We start from the raw sequence: 17,389 nt of genomic DNA, 5'->3' as shown, positions 1-17,389 counted from the left end.
GGATAATTTATACGGGATTCGCGTGGACGCCCCTACGCCATTATTGCCGTTCCCGTTCTTCGTCTTTCTTGATGTCTTCGGCGCTGACGGGTTTGCTTTCTTCGTGGACTTCATGAGCGCCCTGGAGATGATCTTCCGCCTGCGGTACGGGCTTGCTGTACGTGACCTGGATATGATAGAGGAAGGTGACGACCGTCCGCTTGATGGATTCGATCATTTCCTCGAACATTTCATAGGCTTCGAATTTGTATTCGACGAGCGGATTCTTCTGGCCGTAAGCCCGCAGGTTGATGCCTTCCTTGAGGGCATCCATGGCGTCGAGGTGGTCCATCCACTTGCTGTCGACGACGCGGAGCATGATGGCCTTTTCCAGTTCCTTCATGGTCTGTTCGCCGATTTCCTTGAGGCGTTCTTCATAGAGGTCGACGGCGATCTGCTTCAATTTATCCTGGACTTCGACACGGCTCAGGTTTTCCAGTTCTTCCACAGATGTAGCGTTCTTGGGCACGAAATACTGCTGCATCTGGGTCAGGAGACCGGCGAAATCCCATTCTTCCGGATAGAGCTTTTCATTGGCGTATTTATCCAGGCCTTCGTGGATGATATCGTCGACCATACCCATGATGGTATCGCGCAGGGAATCGGCCGTGAGGACCTGACGGCGCTGGCCGTAGAGGACTTCACGCTGCTGGTTCATGACATCGTCATATTCCAGGACGTATTTACGGATTTCAAAGTTGTGGCTTTCGACTTTCTTCTGGGCCTTTTCGATGGACCGGGTGATCATCTTGGCCGTAATCGGTTCGTCTTCATCCATGCCCAGCTTATCCATGAACTTGGAAATGTTGTCCGAGCCGAAGATACGCATGAGGTCGTCTTCCAGAGACAGGAAGAACTGCGTCGTACCCGGGTCGCCCTGACGGCCGGCACGGCCGCGCAGCTGGTTGTCGATACGGCGGCTTTCGTGGCGTTCCGTACCGATGATCATCAGGCCGCCCAGTTCAGCGACGCCCGGCCCGAGCTTGATGTCCGTGCCACGGCCAGCCATGTTGGTGGCAATGGTGACCATGCCCTTTTGGCCGGCGTTCTTGATGATTTCCGCTTCTTTTTCATGGTACTTGGCGTTGAGCACGTTGTGGACGATATTTTCCTTGTCCAGGAGCTGGCTGAGGATTTCCGACTGGTTGATGGACGTCGTGCCGACCAGGATCGGCTGGCCCGTAGCGTGGCGCTTCTTGACTTCCCGGACGACGGCGCGATACTTGGCGTTCTTCGTCTTGTAGATGACGTCCGGCAAGTCGCGGCGGATAGCCGGCTTATTGGTCGGGATGACGTAGACGTCGAGTTTATAAATCTTGTTGAATTCGTCTTCTTCCGTCTTGGCCGTACCGGTCATGCCGGCCAGCTTGTCGTACATGCGGAAGTAGTTCTGGAAGGTAATCGTCGCCAGGGTCTTGCTTTCGCCCTGGACCTTGACGTTTTCCTTGGCTTCAATGGACTGATGCAGGCCATCGCTGTAACGGCGGCCGAACATGAGGCGGCCTGTGAATTCATCGACGATGACGATTTCGCCGTTCTTGACGACGTAATCCTTATCGCGGTGCATCATGAAGCGCGCCCGCAGGGCCTGGATGACCAGGTGGTTCAAGTCGAGGTGGTCGTTGTCGAACATGTTGCTGATGCCCAGCATCTTTTCGACTTTGGCGACGCCCGAATCGGTCGGGGCGATGGTCTTCTGTTTTTCGTCCATCGTGTAGTCGTCCTTGGTAAAGGTCTTGACGATGCCTGCCAGCGTATAGTACAGGTCCGTCGATTTTTCACCCGGACCGGAAATGATGAGCGGCGTCCGCGCTTCGTCGATGAGGATCGAGTCCACTTCGTCGACGATACAATAGTTGAGCGGCCGCTGTACCATCTGGTCTTCGCTGATGACCATGTTATCGCGCAGGTAATCGAAGCCGAATTCGTTATTCGTCCCATAGGTGACGTCAGCGTTGTAAGCCCGGCGGCGCTGGTCATACGTGAGGTCGTGGACGATGAGGCCGACAGACAGGCCGAGGAACTTATAAATGCGTCCCATATCTTCGCTGTCACGGGTAGCCAGGTAGTCATTGACGGTGACGACGTGGACGCCCTTGCCCGTCAGGGCATTGAGGTAAACCGGCAGGGTTGCAACCAGGGTCTTGCCTTCACCTGTACGCATTTCGGCGATGTCGCCGCGATGGAGGACGATGCCCCCCAGGAGCTGGACGTCAAAATGGCGCATCCCCGTCACGCGGCGTGAAGCTTCGCGGACGACGGCAAAGGCTTCGGGCAGAATGTCATCCAACGTTTCGCCGTTGGCCAGACGATTCTTGAACTCGAAGGTCTTTTCCTGCAGCGACGCATCGCTCAGGCCTGCCAATTTCGGTTCCAGATCATTGATGCGGCGGACAATGGGCCACATCTTCTTTAATTCATGCTCCGTATTATTCCCGAGCAGTCTTTGTATCAGTTTATTAAACACCTATCCGAGACCTCCAATTTACACAATTTGCAATCTACTCTGTGATATTATATCAATTATACATTATACCGTGATTGGCTCCTATTTTGCAACCGTTTCAACGGGATTTAAGAAAATATAAGGCAGGCTATGCAGAAAACAAGTGACCTTTCCCCATATACAACACCGCATGAATATGCTAAAATGATTTTATTATTTATTTATCCACCACGTGAAAGGGGTTTTATCATTATGATGCAATATGATGTGTCCATATTGACAGCCTTTGCCCTCTATTTGTTGGCAATGCTGGCGATTGGCGTCTATTATTCCCGTTCCCAGCAGCGGCTGAGCGACTATATCCTCGGCGGGCGCAGCCTGGGACCGTGGATTACTTCCATGAGTGCCGAAGCATCGGACATGAGCGGCTGGATGCTCATGGGCGTACCGGGTTTCGCCTACTCCACAGGTATCTCTGCCTCCTGGATTGCCATTGGCATCGCCATCGGCACCTACCTCAACTGGCAGTTCGTCTCCCAGCGGCTGCGTAACTATACAGAAGTGGCCAATAACAGCCTGACTATGCCGGACTATTTGAAGAACCGCTTCCACGATGAAAAAAATATCATCCGCATCATCTCGGCTATTTTCATCCTCATCTTTTTCCTTATATATACGTCATCGGGCTTCGTCTCTGGCGGCAAACTCTTTGAATCGGTCTTCGGCATGGACTATTTCTCAGCCCTCCTGCTCAGTGCCGGCGTCGTTGTCGTCTATACCTTCCTGGGCGGCTTCATGGCCGTCTGCTGGACCGACTTCATCCAGGGCTGCATGATGTTCCTGGCCATCGTCCTGGTTCCCTTGGTCGGCATGATTGCCTTTGGCGGCTGTGACGCCGTCATGACCCGCCTGACCACGACAGCACCGAACCTCCTGGAAATGGCACCGGATACGTCGACGACGGGTATCATCGGCATCATCTCCGCCCTGGCCTGGGGCATCGGCTACTTCGGCCAGCCGCACATCCTGGTCCGCTTCATGGCCATCGGCGATCCGACGGAACTGAAGAAGTCGAAACACATCGCCATGACCTGGGTCGTCATCTCCCTGGCCGCTGCCGTCCTGGTCGGCCTGGTCGGCAAAGTCATCCTGCCGACGCCGCTGGTTGGCGCCGATTCGGAAAAAGTCTTCCTGGTCATGAGCCGCCAGCTCTTCCCGCCCTTTGCGTCGGGCCTCATCTTATCCGCCGTCCTGGCCGCCATCATGAGTACGGCATCGTCGCAGCTCCTGGTCACGGCATCGGCCATTTCCAAAGACTTTTACCACGCCTTTGTCCACAAGAACGCCAACGATAAAGAATTGATCTACGTCAGCCGCCTGACGGTCCTCATCGTCGCCGCCCTGGCCATCGTCCTGGCCCTCAACCCGAACAGCTACATCCTGACCATGGTCTCTTACGCCTGGGCTGGCTTCGGTGCCGCCTTCGGCCCGACCATCCTCTTGTCCCTGTACTGGAAGAACATGACCAAGAACGGCGCCCTGGCCGGCATCATCGTCGGCGGCCTGACCGTCCTCATCTGGAAACAGTTCGCCTGGTTCGGCCTCTATGAAATCGTACCGGGCTTCCTCTTCTCGCTCATCGCCATCTACATCGTCAGCAAACTCGATGGCGGCCCGAGCCAGGAAATCCTGGACGAATTTGACCAGGCCATCCACCATACACCCAAAATCAGTGTCCTCCATAATGAGGATGAGTAGGGGCGCCCGCCGTTCGCAGGTCGTAGGCCGCAGTTCGCAGGCCGCAGGCCGCAGTTCGCTGTCCGCAGGCCGTCGTAGGGGCCGTCCCAAGCCTTTCCAGCCCGTCAGGTGCTGATCAACGAGAAGCGCAGGACGGTTGCTGGAACGGACAGCTGTAGCTGGGCGGCCCGTTGTGGGAATTCCATAAGCTGGTACCGTAGGGACAGCACATTGGGAAAAGGGACTGTCGCACGAAGGCTTCTGCCATCATGTGATGCCCCGTTTACTTTATAGTTTGTAGCACAGAGTTTGTAGTTTGCAGAGAAAAGCTTTAAATTTAAACCCATCCGCTAACAACTAGCCCCTAACAACTTGAAAGGAGCTGTCGCGATGCGACAGCTCCTTTTTATTATTCATTTTTTTAACCTCTCAGTCAGCTACGCTGACAGCTCCCCTATCAAGGGAGCCACTAACTGCTAACTTGCTAACGGCTAGCCCCTAATATTCCGGTTCGATGAGGCCGTATTTCCCGTGTTTCCGTTTATAGACGACGTTAATCGTGTCGGTCTTGGAGTTGAGGAAAACGAAAAAGTCGTGGCCTACGAGGTTCATCTGCAAGATAGCTTCTTCGACGTCCATCGGACGAGCGGCAAATTTCTTGACGCGGGCGACTTCAAAGGTTTCTTCCGGAACGGCCGGACCTTCGACGAGAGCGTCATTGAAAGCACCTTTCTTCATGCGGCGGGCGATTTTTGTTTTGTATTTATGAATCTGGCGGACCAGTTTATCATAGACTAAATCGATAGCAGCATACATATCATCGTTGGCTTCGACGCCGCGGAGAACGACACCGTCGACTTTCAATGTGATTTCAGCGATTTTCCGATCTTTTTCTACAGAAAGCAGGGCCTGGACATTGACTTCGTTATCAAAGTATTTCGTAACTTTCTTTTCCTGTTTTTCAACGTGATCTTTCAGAGCCGGTGTAATTTCTAAATTTTTACCTCTAACGATGGTTGCCATAAAACATCCCTTCCTTTCGTGGGGAGATCCTGTCTAAAGAATGTATGGCTTTCATTCCTTGTGGTCTCTTCCCTTATATGTATAGTATTCAACACGGGGATGCAAATTCCTTCTAAGAAAATGAAAAATTTCAAATTTTTTTGGGAAAATCACATTTTTGGCACTGCGTCATGGGATGATCCGTCTCTTCTTTGTAAAAGGCACCGGACCAATGACAGATAGATTGCAGGATCGGCACGACAGATTTCCCTTTTTCTGTCAGGCTGTATTCGACCCGCGGCGGTACTTCATCGTATGATTTGCGGATAATCAGGCCATCATGGATGAGCTGCTTGAGCGTCGTCGCCAGGACCGCATCGGTAATATTGTACATCTCATGGCGGAGTTCACTGTAGCGCAGGACATCGCAGGCCGCCAGGACGCAGATGATCCGCGATTTCCATTTGCCGCCAAAGAGTTCCAGACCATATTCCAGCGGACAACGGATATCCTCTTCCAGTTTTTTCTTATACATCCTTCTCTCCCCTCCTTTATTGCATCTTATCCCTTATGCTGCTGATTTGCAAGGTCATTTCAACAAATCGCATCCACAAAAAAGGGCTGCGCATGATGTCCGATACCCATGCAACAGCCCTTTCTTCATAACCTCATCGCCGATTAACCGCAGATGACTTTCTTATTATCGGCACCCGGTGTCGTAACGATGATGCGTTCCGGCGTAATGACCAAAGCGCCTTTAGCCGTAGCAGCGCCCTTGAACATATCTTCGACGATTTTCTTGAACGTATCGACGACAGGCCCTTCGGTAACATAAGCAGCCTTGCCCTTGATCTGATAGCCTTCCAGTTTCTGTGCATCATAAGCCGAAATAGCAATCTTGCCGTCATTGGCCTTCAAATTGTCCAACGTCGTCTGCAAGAATACGTCGCCGACGACGAGTTTGCCATCATCAGTGATATCCTTAAAAGCGACAGGAACGACATTCGGTTCCCCATTAGCACAAGTAGCCAAATCCCACATGGAATTCTTCAAAATATTCTTTACAGCTTCATTCATCATAATCTCTCCCAACAAAAGATAATCTAAAACTAAGCCATGGCTTTCTATCGACACACTTAGTATATGAAAATTACACCGTTTTTGGAAGATATAAAGAAATTAATGAGCGACTCATAAATTTATGAGTGAAAAGCAGTGGCTCGTGGTTCGTGGCTCGTAAAAGCCTGCCATTATACTCGAAAAGGCTGTGATGAAATCTCGCAACGGGACGCACAAGGCTCCCTTTATAGGGGAGCTGGCCGCCAAAGGCGGTCTGAGAGGTTAAAGGTCGGCCCCTACGCACAGGGCCGCTGGCCGTGTTTTTTTGCAATCTGTGACCTCTTTCTCTCCCATCGCCTGTATGCGATACCGTAGGGGACGCCCAGAGGGCGTCCCGCCGTGAATCCTAGGTATAGCCGAAATTTATGACGAATGGCACACGGTCGTAATATAATCATGAGTCTGTCACGGCGGAACGCCGCATCTGAGTCCGAGGAAAAGCCGTGTCTCGTTGTTCGTGTCTCGTAAAAAGGTCTGCGATTATACTTAAATGGGCTGTAATCGAATCTCTCTATCGGGCTTCCCACGTGGAAGCCCCTACAGACTTACTATTATGCCAGGATAGGCTGTAGCTGAATATCGCAGCGGTCCGCCAGCTACGGCTGTCCGTTTGGTGACGAGTAACGTGTTTTTTTATGAGCAACTAGCCTCGGTATGACGTTCCGCAAATACGTTAGAAACCCCGCAGAGCCACCACTCTGCGGGGTTTCGTCATATTGCATTACTTTACTTCTTTCAAAATTATTATAGCATATGCTTATGCAAAGTCAAATATGAACTCACAGAAAAAGCATTGATTCATAGGTGCAAAAGTCTACCAGTATACTCAAATAGGTTGTGGCCAAATCTCACAACGGGCTGCCCAGCCACAGCTGTCCGTTTTGACAGCCGTCCTGCACCTCCCGACGGTCGGCACCTGACGGGCCAAAAAGGCCGCGTGAATCCTGGGCACAGCCTGAATTTATGACGTACGGCACACGGTTGTAATACAATCATGCGTTTGTTGCAGCCGCACCTGAGTCCGAGAAAAGAGCCGTGGCTCGTTGTTCGTTGTCCGTAGCTCGTAAAAACCTGCCATTATACCCGAATTGGCTATGGTTGAATCTCTCTAGCGGGCTTCCCACGTGGAAGCCCCTACAGTCTAGCCTTTACGTACAGGCCGTTGGCCGTGTATTTTTTGTGGTCCGCAGGGCCGCGGCGGCCTGCCATCTGCGGTCTGCGGACTGCGTTTATTCCATGAGTCTGTCGCGGCGGAACGCCGCATCTGAGTCCGAGGAAAGCACAACAGCATTTCATCTAAAGATAGTGCCGTCGTGTATTATTTTATGCCGTCTGCATACTTTCTAACGGGTCTTTGACGACTGGCGAATCATAAACGGTAAAGGGATCAATATCAATGCATCGTGTTTCATCACGATTGCCTTCTAAATCCCAAGCGACAGTACCATTTAACACAGTCATACATGAACGAAATGTATCCATATCCTGTAACTTCTGAAAAACACCTGGCTGAGTAACTAATCGAGAAGCATCATATTTCCGTACGGTTCCATCATTGAAATACACAAATATAGAATAACCTTCACCGGGAACAGCCTGTAAAACTTCCGGAACGAAATCATCCATAAAATCAGCCCTTTCTCATTGGCGGTACAGGAACAGGTTCCTCTCCATCTTTAACCAGTTCCCAATTCTGCATAAGTTCATCTTGATACAATACACACCAAGCTAAAACAATTTTCAATTGCCTGCTCGGTAAGAATCCACGAATAACACAAGCATTTTGAATATCAATTAATGCTTTATTACCTGCGTATTCCGCATGAATATGTGGTGGATTATGGTCATTATAATAAATCGTAATACGAATACCAAAAAACATACTAATTACAGGCATCATCATCACATCCCTAATACTGAAAGCAAAACTATATTTATATTATACTCAAATTTATTTAGAAAACATAGGGCAAATTAAGACTAATCCTACACATTTCTATGGCCGTATAACTGCACCATAAATAGAAACTTACGTCGAATTGAAATACTGCTGCGCGCAACAAATTCAGAATAATGACACTATCCTTTTTCGTTCATCGTAAAAACCTGCCATTATACCCGAATTGGCTGTGGTTGAATCTCTCTAGCGGGCTTCCCACGTGGAAGCCCCTACGCACAAGGCCACTGGCCGTTTTTTTTTGCGGCCTGCCATCTGCGGTCTGCGGCCTGCGTTTATTCCATGAGTCTGTCGCGGCGGAACGCCGCATCTGAGTCCGAGGAAAAGCCGTAGCTCGTAAAAACCTGCCATTATACCCGAATTGGCTGTGGTTGAATCTCTCTAGCGGGCTTCCCACGTGGAAGCCCCTACGCACAAGGCCACTGGCCGTTTTTTTGCGGCCTGCCATCTGCGGACTGCGGCCTGCGTCTTTTTATTTTTGTGCAAAAAAAGACCACCCATTTCTGAGTGGTCTTTGGTAATCTTCCTGTAAAGGGAGAGATTAGAATACGAATACGAACTGAGCACGTGTTTCTTCGCCCGGATCAGCATTGCCGTCTTTGGCACTGGTTGCGAAGGACTGCATGATCTGGAACTGAGCGTTCTTAGCGAAGGTGTAGTCGACGCCAACGCCCCAAGATTTAACGTTGTTCAAGAGGCTATCATTTCTCCAGCCATCGGTGGAACCAACGAAGTTGCCCTTTGCGTCAGCGAAGCCCTGGTCAGCATTGAGGTATTCAACCCAGGCATCCCAAGATTTCGGTGCAGCGAAGTTAGCAGCACCATAAGTCAGCTTACCAACCCATACTTCCGGGTCGTTGTCAACGCTGTTTGTGCTGTTATATTTTTCGTAGTTAGCCAAGAGATTCCATTTGCCGAGGTTCAAGCTTCCATAAGCGCCCCACATATCATCAAAGTTGAAGGAATCTTTATAGATTTCACTGCCGTTATTACCGCCAGCAACGGTGAAATCATTGTAGTAAACGCCGAGAGCCGAACCAGCTGCGCGGCCGCCGCCGAAGAAGCCTTCCAATTCGCCATAACCGGTCTTAACGCCATCCATGTAAGCAACATCTTTATCATTACCATTATTGTCTTTAACAGTAACAGTGTAACCAGCGATGTCGCCGGCTTTAAATTTACCATAGCCAGCGGTAGCAGCGAATTTGTCGTTCTGATATTTCAACTGAGCACCGTCGAAGGTATCACCGAAGAGGAAGCCGTACGTACGGTCGCCGCCGATTTTGTAAGTATAGCGGCCAACGAGGAGGTCCCAGTTATTGCCGCCGAAGTTGTAATCGACGTTAGCGAGATCCGTGTAGATATCGGTATCTTCATCGCTAGCCTGCGCATTGCTTGCAAAGTTGTGATTATCCGAGCTGATACCGTACGTTACTTTCGTGCGGTCGTTGACCTGAGCATTGGCACGAACGCGGAAACGGTAGGACCAAGAATTGTCGTTCTTTGTTGCTTTGTTAACAACTTTTTCATCTTTATTCTTCGTGCCGTAAACATTGTTAATCTTGTCATTGGTGATTTTATCGCCTTCGCTCTGGTGAATGTAACGGATACGAGCATCACCGGTGAGTTTTACGTTGCCAACGCGGTTTTCCAAAGCGCTTACGCGAACGCCGAGGTTGTTGAGTTCGTCAGCATATTCGTCAGCGAGTTTGTTGATGAGGGCACGCTGTTCGACAGACGCTTTGTCCATGTGAGCCATAGCTTTAGCGACCATTTCAGCGGCTTCATAACGAGTGATGTTACGTTCGCCCTGGAAGTAAGAGCCATCGACACCCTGGATGATGCCGGCGTCAGCCAATTCTACGACAGATTTGTAAGCCCAGCTGTCAGACGGTACGTCGACGAACGGGTTAGCTGCGAAGGCACAGGTTGCGCCAACAGCCATAGTTGCTGCGAGAGCTGCTAATACTTTTGTTTTCATAAGGATTACCCCTTTTCAAAAAAATAAGTTTCATAAAGTCTTACACCGTTACAAGCGAGAGACAGAAACGTATTTTCTGAGGGTTCATTGGCGAGTTGTCCTAGTTTCCTCTCTTTTACTGCCTCAGACTGTCTGTTTCTTCGTACCTCTTTTCACTAGTATACCTGCACAGCACTACACTAGCTCCTTTTCACTATACCTTATTTTGTAATTTTTGTCAAAATCATGTAAGTTTCTGTTACAATTAAAAATCCTATAAGACGCATAACTTAGCTACGTTTTACGTATTATGCCAATTTGGCATATATATAAAAAAAGACCACCCATTTCTGAATGGTCTTTTGTCATCTTCCTGTAAAAGGAGAGATTAGAATGCGAATACGAACTGAGCGCGTGTCTGTTCTTCCGGATCTTTTGCGTTGCCATCTTTGGTATTGGTGCCAAAGGACTGCATAACCTGGAACATGGCATTCTTAGCAAAGGTGTAATCGACACCAACACCCCAGGATTCGATGTTGTCCATCTGTTTAGCAAAACGCCAGGAGTTCGTGGAACCACCGATATAAGCCCCGTCTTCGGCATTGAGGTATTCAACCCAAGCATCCCAGGACTTCGGCGTAGCAATGTTAGCGTGACCATAAGTCAGTTTGCCAATCCAAACGTCTGCCGAATCATCACCTGTTACGTTGCTCTTATAATTGTTGCTAACATTTTCATAGTTAACTAAAGCATTCCATTTGCCAAGGTTAGCACTTAAGTATGCACCCCAGAGGTCGTCAGCATAGAGATGATCTACAGCGGAACCATCATTGCCAGAGCGAGTAAAATCATTGTAGTAAACGCCTACAGACGAACCAGCTGCACGGCCGCCGCCAAAGAAGCCTTCCAATTCACCGTAACCGGTCTTAACGCCATCAAAACCGCCATTGGCATTAGTAACGCCATTACCTTCATAACCAAGGTTATTGCCGTCTGCTTTAAATTTACCATAACCAGCAGTAGCAGCGAATTTATCGTTCTGATATTTCAATTCAGCACGGTCGAAGACATCGCCATACTGATAACCATAGGCACGCGGACCACCGATAACGTAATCAGCTGTACGGCCAACGCTGAGGTTCCAGTTATTGCCGCCGAAGTTATAGTCGACTTTAGCAACATCGGTATAGATGTCGTGATCTTCATCGCTAGCCTGGGCGTTATCAGCAAAGTTCTTATTGTCCGAGCTGATGCCGTAAGTAACTTTCGTGCGGTCGTTAACCTGGGCATTAGCGCGAACGCGAACACGATAATCCCAAGAATTGTCTTTTTCTTTAGAACCATCCTGGTAACGATAACGGATACGAGCGTCACCGGTGAGTTTTACGTTACCAACGCGGTTTTCCAGAGCGCTTACGCGAACGCCGAGGTTGTTGAGTTCGTCAGCATATTCGTCAGCCAGTTTGTTGATGAGGGCACGCTGTTCGACAGAAGCTTTGTCCATGTGAGCCATAGCTTTGGCGACCATTTCAGCGGCTTCATAACGAGTGATGTTACGGTTGCCCTGGAAATAAGAACCATCAACGCCCTGGATGATGCCGGCGTCAGCCAATTCTACGACGGATTTGTAAGCCCAGCTGTCAGACGGTACGTCGACGAACGGGTTAGCTGCGAATGCGCAGGTTGCGCCAACAGCCATAGTTGCTACGAGAGCTGCTAATACTTTGGATTTCATGAGAATTACCCCTTTTCCAATAAAAATAAGTTTCGTTAAGCCTTACACCGTTACGAGCGAGCGCCGAAACGTATTTTTTCCAAGGGTTCATTGGCGAGTTGTCCTAGTTTCCTCTCTTTTACTGCCTTGAAAAAGTTACTGTTTTTTTGCTCTTTTTTATCAGGAGAACCTGCTTCATCGATAGTTTCCGCACTTCCCCTGTTGGCATTATTATACATCACCACTGTTAAAATGTCAAAACTCAAAATTACTTTTTAGTTTTCTAATACATTATATTATGCCAATCATCGAGTATATTACTACATCTTCATCATTTTTATATATTCCCGTATGAATTATGTGATATATCTCAGAATTATTTTTAATTATATAAATATTCATTTGCTGATTACTTATACATTTTGCAGATATATCTGCGTTTCATTTCTATTGCGTGACATTCTCAGAAATCCAGGAAGACCAAGGCTGAAGAAAACCATTATGATAATTAGCCTGTACATAGCGATAAAACAGCTGAATCATCTCATGCTTTTCATGATAATACGGCCCTTTCCAATCGCCTTGCTGAGGATGGGACACGTCATGAGGGGTGTAGTTGCCGCCGATTTCATACTGGCGATAGACGATATCCTTATAGGGCAGGTCAGGATTCTTTATCATATCGTACATGACCATGTAAGCCGTCGTCCGGCCGGCTCCGGCTTCACAATGGAAGTGCAGCCAGGCATCGGCTGGCAAGGTACGGATAAAAGCCAGGAAAGCGTCGATTTCACCCGGCGTCGGCCAAAGGTGGTCGGTACTGGCCAGGCGGACGTAATGGATGCCTTTGCTGGCTGCCAATTCCGGTTCCGTCTGGACGCGCCGGACGGCCATGGTCTGGGGATGGATAGGTAAATCTCCTTTCCCTTGATCGTAGACCGTGACATCTGTCCCCAAAGCGGCCTGTAAGCGCTGCTGTTCATTGACGACGACGTCGGCCTGAGACTTGCCGATATTTCCCCAATCGTGGCGGCCATACCAGCTGACAGCTGTGCCATTGAAGAAGCCGTGCGACTCCTGACGCAAATCGATGTCATAAATAGGGCCTTTCGTCTTCTTCCGCAGCTCATGGACAAGGGCATCGAACTGGCGGGTCGAAAACTGGCCGGACCCGGAAATCCGCAGGTCATCTAAGCCCTTCCGCAAAGGGACATAGGCCGCATCGACTTCTTGGGCGTACTTCGCTTCTACCGGATGGAACGGCGACTGACAGGTCCGGAAGTTGCGCGGCAGGCCCGATTCATTTCTGGCATCTAGGCGCCAAAAATGGCCCCGATAAGAGCCAAGCCCCAAGGCGGGTATAGGCCTTGATGCCACGGTTGATACAGATTGAGCGGCGTTTATGTCTTTCCCCCAGACAGGGGTTCCCAGACCATAGCACATTAACAGGCAGCCTGCCAAGAATATCTTATACAAATTCATCGGCTTCCTCCTTTATATATAGAAAAAAGACCACCCATTTCTGAGTGGTCTTTTGCAATCTTCCTGAAAAAGGAGAGATTAGAATACGAATACGAACTGAGCGCGTGTCTGTTCTTCCGGATCTTTTGCGTTGCCGTCTTTGGTGTTGGTACCGAAGGACTGCATAACCTGGAACATAGCATTCTTAGCGAAGGTGTAATCAGCACCGACGCCCCAGGATTCAATGTTGTCCATCTGGCTAGCAAAACGCCAGGAATTTGTGGAACCACCGATGAAGGCACCGTCTTCAGCGTTGATGTATTCAACCCAAGCATCCCAGGACTTCGGCGTAGCGAAGTTGGCTTTGCCATAAGACAATTTGCCAATCCAAACATCAGCGGTATCATCGCCAGTTACTGCACTATTAGCATTGTTTTTAACATGTTCATAGTTAGCGAGAGCTGTCCATTTACCGAGATTGCCTTTCAAATATGCACCCCAGAGATCATCAGCTGCGAAGGAATCACCGGAGTTGGTGCCGCCAGCACGAGTGAAGTCATTATAGTAAACACCGAGAGCCGAACCAGCTGCACGGCCGCCGCCGAAGAAGCCTTCTAATTCGCCATAACCGGTCTTGACGCCATCAATCTTCTGGTCATCATTGCCAGAGAAAGTGCTAACTTTTTTGCCCTTATCGTTGGTATAATAACCACTATCCAAGTCAGTGCCATTAGCCTTAAATTTACCATAACCAGCGGTTGCAGCGAATTTATCGTTCTGGTACTTCAATTCAGCGCGGTCGAAAACATCACCGTAGTTGTAGCCATAAGCATTGCCGAGGACATAAGCATCGGTACGGCCAACGCTGAGGTTCCAGTTGTTGCCACCGAAGTTGTAGTCGACTTTAGCAACATCGGTATAGATGTCGTGATCTTCATCGCTAGCCTGGGCGTTATCAGCAAAGTTCTTATTGTCCGAGCTGATGCCGTAAGTAACTTTCGTGCGGTCGTTAACCTGGGCATTAGCGCGAACGCGAACACGATAATCCCAAGAATTGTCTTTTTCTTTAGAACCATCCTGGTAACGATAACGGATACGAGCGTCACCGGTGAGTTTTACGTTACCAACGCGGTTTTCCAGAGCGCTTACGCGAACGCCGAGGTTGTTGAGTTCGTCAGCATATTCGTCAGCCAGTTTGTTGATGAGGGCACGCTGTTCGACAGAAGCTTTGTCCATGTGAGCCATAGCTTTGGCGACCATTTCAGCGGCTTCATAACGAGTGATGTTACGGTTGCCCTGGAAATAAGAACCATCAACGCCCTGGATGATGCCGGCGTCAGCCAATTCTACGACGGATTTGTAAGCCCAGCTGTCAGACGGTACGTCGACGAACGGGTTAGCTGCGAATGCGCAGGTTGCGCCAACAGCCATAGTTGCTACGAGAGCTGCTAATACTTTGGATTTCATGAGAATTACCCCTTTTCCAATAAAAATAAGTTTCGTTAAGCCTTACACCGTTACGAGCGAGCGCCGAAACGTATTTTTTCCAAGGGTTCATTGGCGAGTTGTCCTAGTTTCCTCTCTTTTACTGCCTTGAAAAAGGTACTGTTTTTTTGCTCTTTTAACAGGTATGCCTGTATATACACCATACCTGACGCTTACCATTATACACTTTTATCATTATGCTGTCAAAAAGTATAGTTAAAAATGACACAAAACGAGGGCCTGTAATCAGCATTGTTAAGCTATATGTCACAATTTCGACAAAATTTTCAGTTCCCCTTTTTAGCCTATAAGTAAAACGTATAATTTACTTCATTGTTTTCAATGTATCGCTGTACACGACAGATCAAAATAGCCTATACATAGCATCGTTCGCGGCGTAGAGCCGTTCGTCGAATTTAGGGCCTGACGGCCCGCAGTTCGCAGGCCACCTCGGATTCAAATGCCGCTGCGCGGCAACAAGTTCAAATGAACTACATCGCCTCGAATGACCCTCGGCTCGTGAAAAAAATAGTGGCTCGTGGTTCGTCGTTCGTGGCTCGTAAAAACCTGCCATTATACCCGAATTGGCTGTGGTTGAATCTCTCTAGCGGGCTTCCCACGTGGAAGCCCCTACAGTCTAGCCCCTACGCACAAGGCCGTTGGCCGTGTATTTTTTTCGGTCCGCTATCAGCGGCGGCCTGCCATCGGCGGCCTGCGAACTGTGATTATAAAAAACACCGCCAATGATTTCTTGCCTCGTGGCGGTGTTTTTGTAATTATTCCTAAATCAATTTATTTTGTTTAGCAAGTTCTTTGATAATGGAAAGTGATAGTTTGCTATATTTTGCTACTTTTTCTAAGGCCATCCCATCCTTCAACAGTTCGAGAGCGAATTCCAATTTTCCTTCTCTTCTGCCTTCTTCTCTACCTTTCTCCCATCCTTCTTGCTTGCCTTTCATCAGGCCATCTTCGTATATTCCTTCTCCTAAGTTACACATGACTGCCAAATCCCCCTCTCCTTCTTGTGTCAAATCAATTCCAAAATCATTATGCAAGGTTGTAATCTTTTCACTGGCGTCCTTTGACGATTTGAACATCAAATCGAGCAGATTTATCAGCTGATCCTTGACTTTGCTGTTTCCCAGATAGACAAAGATGATGCCCATGAGGTCATAATTCTGACAAGGTTCCTTATAGCGGTGCAGCAAATGCTGTTCTTTCAGCTGATAGCGGTTGATCGCACTTTTTCCCTGTGGGGCTTCCATGCAAATCCAAATGGTATAGACCTTCTTTATTTTATCATAGTCGCTATTGATGAATTCGGTCCCTTTTTGCGAAGAAATCAAGCGGCTGGCATAATAGACAGCTCTTTTTAATAGAGGATAGGTATCTCCGTTCTTCTTTTTCGGTTTCAATCGTTTTTGTGCTTCTACATTGATAATCAGTGTAATGAGCTCATTCGTTTCCGGAGCCTTCGCCCGAAACAAGATGTCAAAGACGATGCTGCCTTCCGTTATGCTGTTATCTTCATTCTGTGCCCCTTTAATCTTCGGTGTATCCTGTCGCTCTAAGGCGTGGCGAACCGCGTTCGTTTTATCCTTAGAGACCGGAACCGTACTGACTTCTGGCGTCCCTTCGATGTAGATATTGGCAATATCATCGAGGCTGGCCGATTCAAATTCGGGAACCGTCCGTTTCAAGATATAAGCCAGCACCTTTTTCTGCGACAAAACGCCTTTCGCTGCTTGATCGTAATCCAACGCCCCTGCCAGCTGCTCCTTTACATCCTGCATTATCTCTTCATTCATCGGCTACACCTCCTTTTGACTTCATTGTACCAAATTTTGATTTTTTTGTACAACCAGGAAATCGTTATGTTTCGTTATCGTAAGCCGTTCGTCGTTCATCGAGTTTGGAGTCTAACGGCCCTGCAGACCGCAGGCCGCAGTTCGCAGGCCGCTTCGGACTCAGATGCCGCTTTACGTCGACAAACTCAAATTGACGGCATCGCCTCGAATGACCCTCGGCTCGTGAAAAAATAGTGGCTCGTGGTTCGTTGTTCGTGGCTCGTAAAAACCTGCCATTATACCCGAATTGGCTGTGATTGAATCTCTCTAGCGGGCTTCCCACGTGGAAGCCCCTACAGTCTAGCCTTTACGTACAGGCCGTGGGCTGTGTATTTTTTTGCGGTCCACAGGACCGCAGCGGCCTGCCATCTGCGGTCTGCGGCCTGCGTTTATTCCATGAGTCTGTCGCGGCGGAACGCCGCATCTGAGTCCGAGGAAAAGCCGTGTCTCGTTGTTCGTAGCTCGTAAAAACCTGCCATTATACCCGAATTGGCTGTGGTTGAATCTCTCTAGCGGGCTTCCCACGTGGAAGCCCCTACGCACAAGGCCGCTGGCCGTGTTTTTTTTTGCGAACTGCGACCGGCCACCTGCGGCCTGCGTGTATTTCAAAAGGACTGCCTGC

13 protein-coding genes are annotated in these 17,389 nt (G+C 49.0%); 1 reads left to right on the top strand and 12 read right to left on the bottom strand.

Annotated elements, in window-relative coordinates:
- Nucleotides 1-40: 40 nt before the first annotated feature.
- A complete protein-coding gene (secA, locus tag ACE418_RS07375) occupies nt 41-2,506 on the bottom strand; it encodes a preprotein translocase subunit SecA (protein WP_416450009.1) in 2,466 nt (821 codons plus the stop codon).
- A 231-nt stretch (nt 2,507-2,737) separates the two neighbouring features.
- On the opposite strand from secA, the gene putP reads away from it, so the two are divergent.
- Nucleotides 2,738-4,243 (top strand): sodium/proline symporter PutP, encoded by a 1,506-nt coding sequence (gene putP / locus ACE418_RS07370; protein WP_416450008.1) that lies wholly within the window; start codon nt 2,738-2,740, stop codon nt 4,241-4,243.
- A 477-nt stretch (nt 4,244-4,720) separates the two neighbouring features.
- On the opposite strand, the gene hpf is transcribed toward putP, so the two are convergent.
- The 11 genes from hpf to ACE418_RS07315 form a co-directional block, all read right to left on the bottom strand.
- Nucleotides 4,721-5,245, bottom strand: a complete 525-nt coding sequence (gene hpf, locus ACE418_RS07365; RefSeq protein WP_014017019.1) for a ribosome hibernation-promoting factor, HPF/YfiA family — start codon at nt 5,243-5,245, stop codon at nt 4,721-4,723.
- A gap of 130 nt (nt 5,246-5,375) precedes the next feature.
- Nucleotides 5,376-5,759: a winged helix-turn-helix transcriptional regulator gene (locus ACE418_RS07360; protein WP_292297902.1), complete on the bottom strand. Its 384-nt coding sequence runs from the start codon at nt 5,757-5,759 to the stop codon at nt 5,376-5,378.
- Nucleotides 5,760-5,902: 143 nt separating this feature from the next.
- Complete coding sequence (locus ACE418_RS07355; RefSeq protein WP_416450007.1) at nt 5,903-6,304, bottom strand: pyridoxamine 5'-phosphate oxidase family protein; 402 nt, start codon at nt 6,302-6,304, stop codon at nt 5,903-5,905.
- Nucleotides 6,305-7,666: 1,362 nt separating this feature from the next.
- On the bottom strand, nt 7,667-7,969 hold the full coding sequence (locus ACE418_RS07350; protein WP_416450006.1) for a DUF2442 domain-containing protein: 303 nt from the start codon (nt 7,967-7,969) through the stop codon (nt 7,667-7,669).
- A gap of 4 nt (nt 7,970-7,973) precedes the next feature.
- Nucleotides 7,974-8,225, bottom strand: coding sequence for a DUF4160 domain-containing protein (locus tag ACE418_RS07345; RefSeq protein WP_416450005.1), 252 nt, complete (start codon nt 8,223-8,225; stop codon nt 7,974-7,976).
- A 616-nt stretch (nt 8,226-8,841) separates the two neighbouring features.
- Nucleotides 8,842-10,281, bottom strand: a complete 1,440-nt coding sequence (locus ACE418_RS07340) for an S-layer homology domain-containing protein (protein ID WP_416450004.1) — start codon at nt 10,279-10,281, stop codon at nt 8,842-8,844.
- Between the two features lie 367 nt (nt 10,282-10,648).
- Nucleotides 10,649-11,995, bottom strand: coding sequence for an S-layer homology domain-containing protein (locus tag ACE418_RS07335; protein ID WP_416450003.1), 1,347 nt, complete (start codon nt 11,993-11,995; stop codon nt 10,649-10,651).
- 50 nt (nt 11,996-12,045) lie between these two features.
- Nucleotides 12,046-12,240 (bottom strand): hypothetical protein, encoded by a 195-nt coding sequence (locus ACE418_RS07330; protein ID WP_416450002.1) that lies wholly within the window; start codon nt 12,238-12,240, stop codon nt 12,046-12,048.
- A 181-nt stretch (nt 12,241-12,421) separates the two neighbouring features.
- Nucleotides 12,422-13,351: a protein-tyrosine phosphatase family protein gene (locus tag ACE418_RS07325; RefSeq protein WP_416450001.1), complete on the bottom strand. Its 930-nt coding sequence runs from the start codon at nt 13,349-13,351 to the stop codon at nt 12,422-12,424.
- A gap of 183 nt (nt 13,352-13,534) precedes the next feature.
- Nucleotides 13,535-14,902, bottom strand: a complete 1,368-nt coding sequence (locus tag ACE418_RS07320; protein WP_416450000.1) for an S-layer homology domain-containing protein — start codon at nt 14,900-14,902, stop codon at nt 13,535-13,537.
- Nucleotides 14,903-15,702: 800 nt separating this feature from the next.
- Nucleotides 15,703-16,728, bottom strand: coding sequence for a hypothetical protein (locus tag ACE418_RS07315; protein ID WP_416449999.1), 1,026 nt, complete (start codon nt 16,726-16,728; stop codon nt 15,703-15,705).
- Nucleotides 16,729-17,389: the final 661 nt, after the last annotated feature.

This window comes from Megasphaera jansseni (assembly GCF_047974155.1).
Classification (GTDB): Bacteria; Bacillota; Negativicutes; order Veillonellales; family Megasphaeraceae; genus Megasphaera.
Note: the sequence above shows the minus strand (reverse complement) of the source record. Positions and strands in the feature narration are given on the sequence as shown.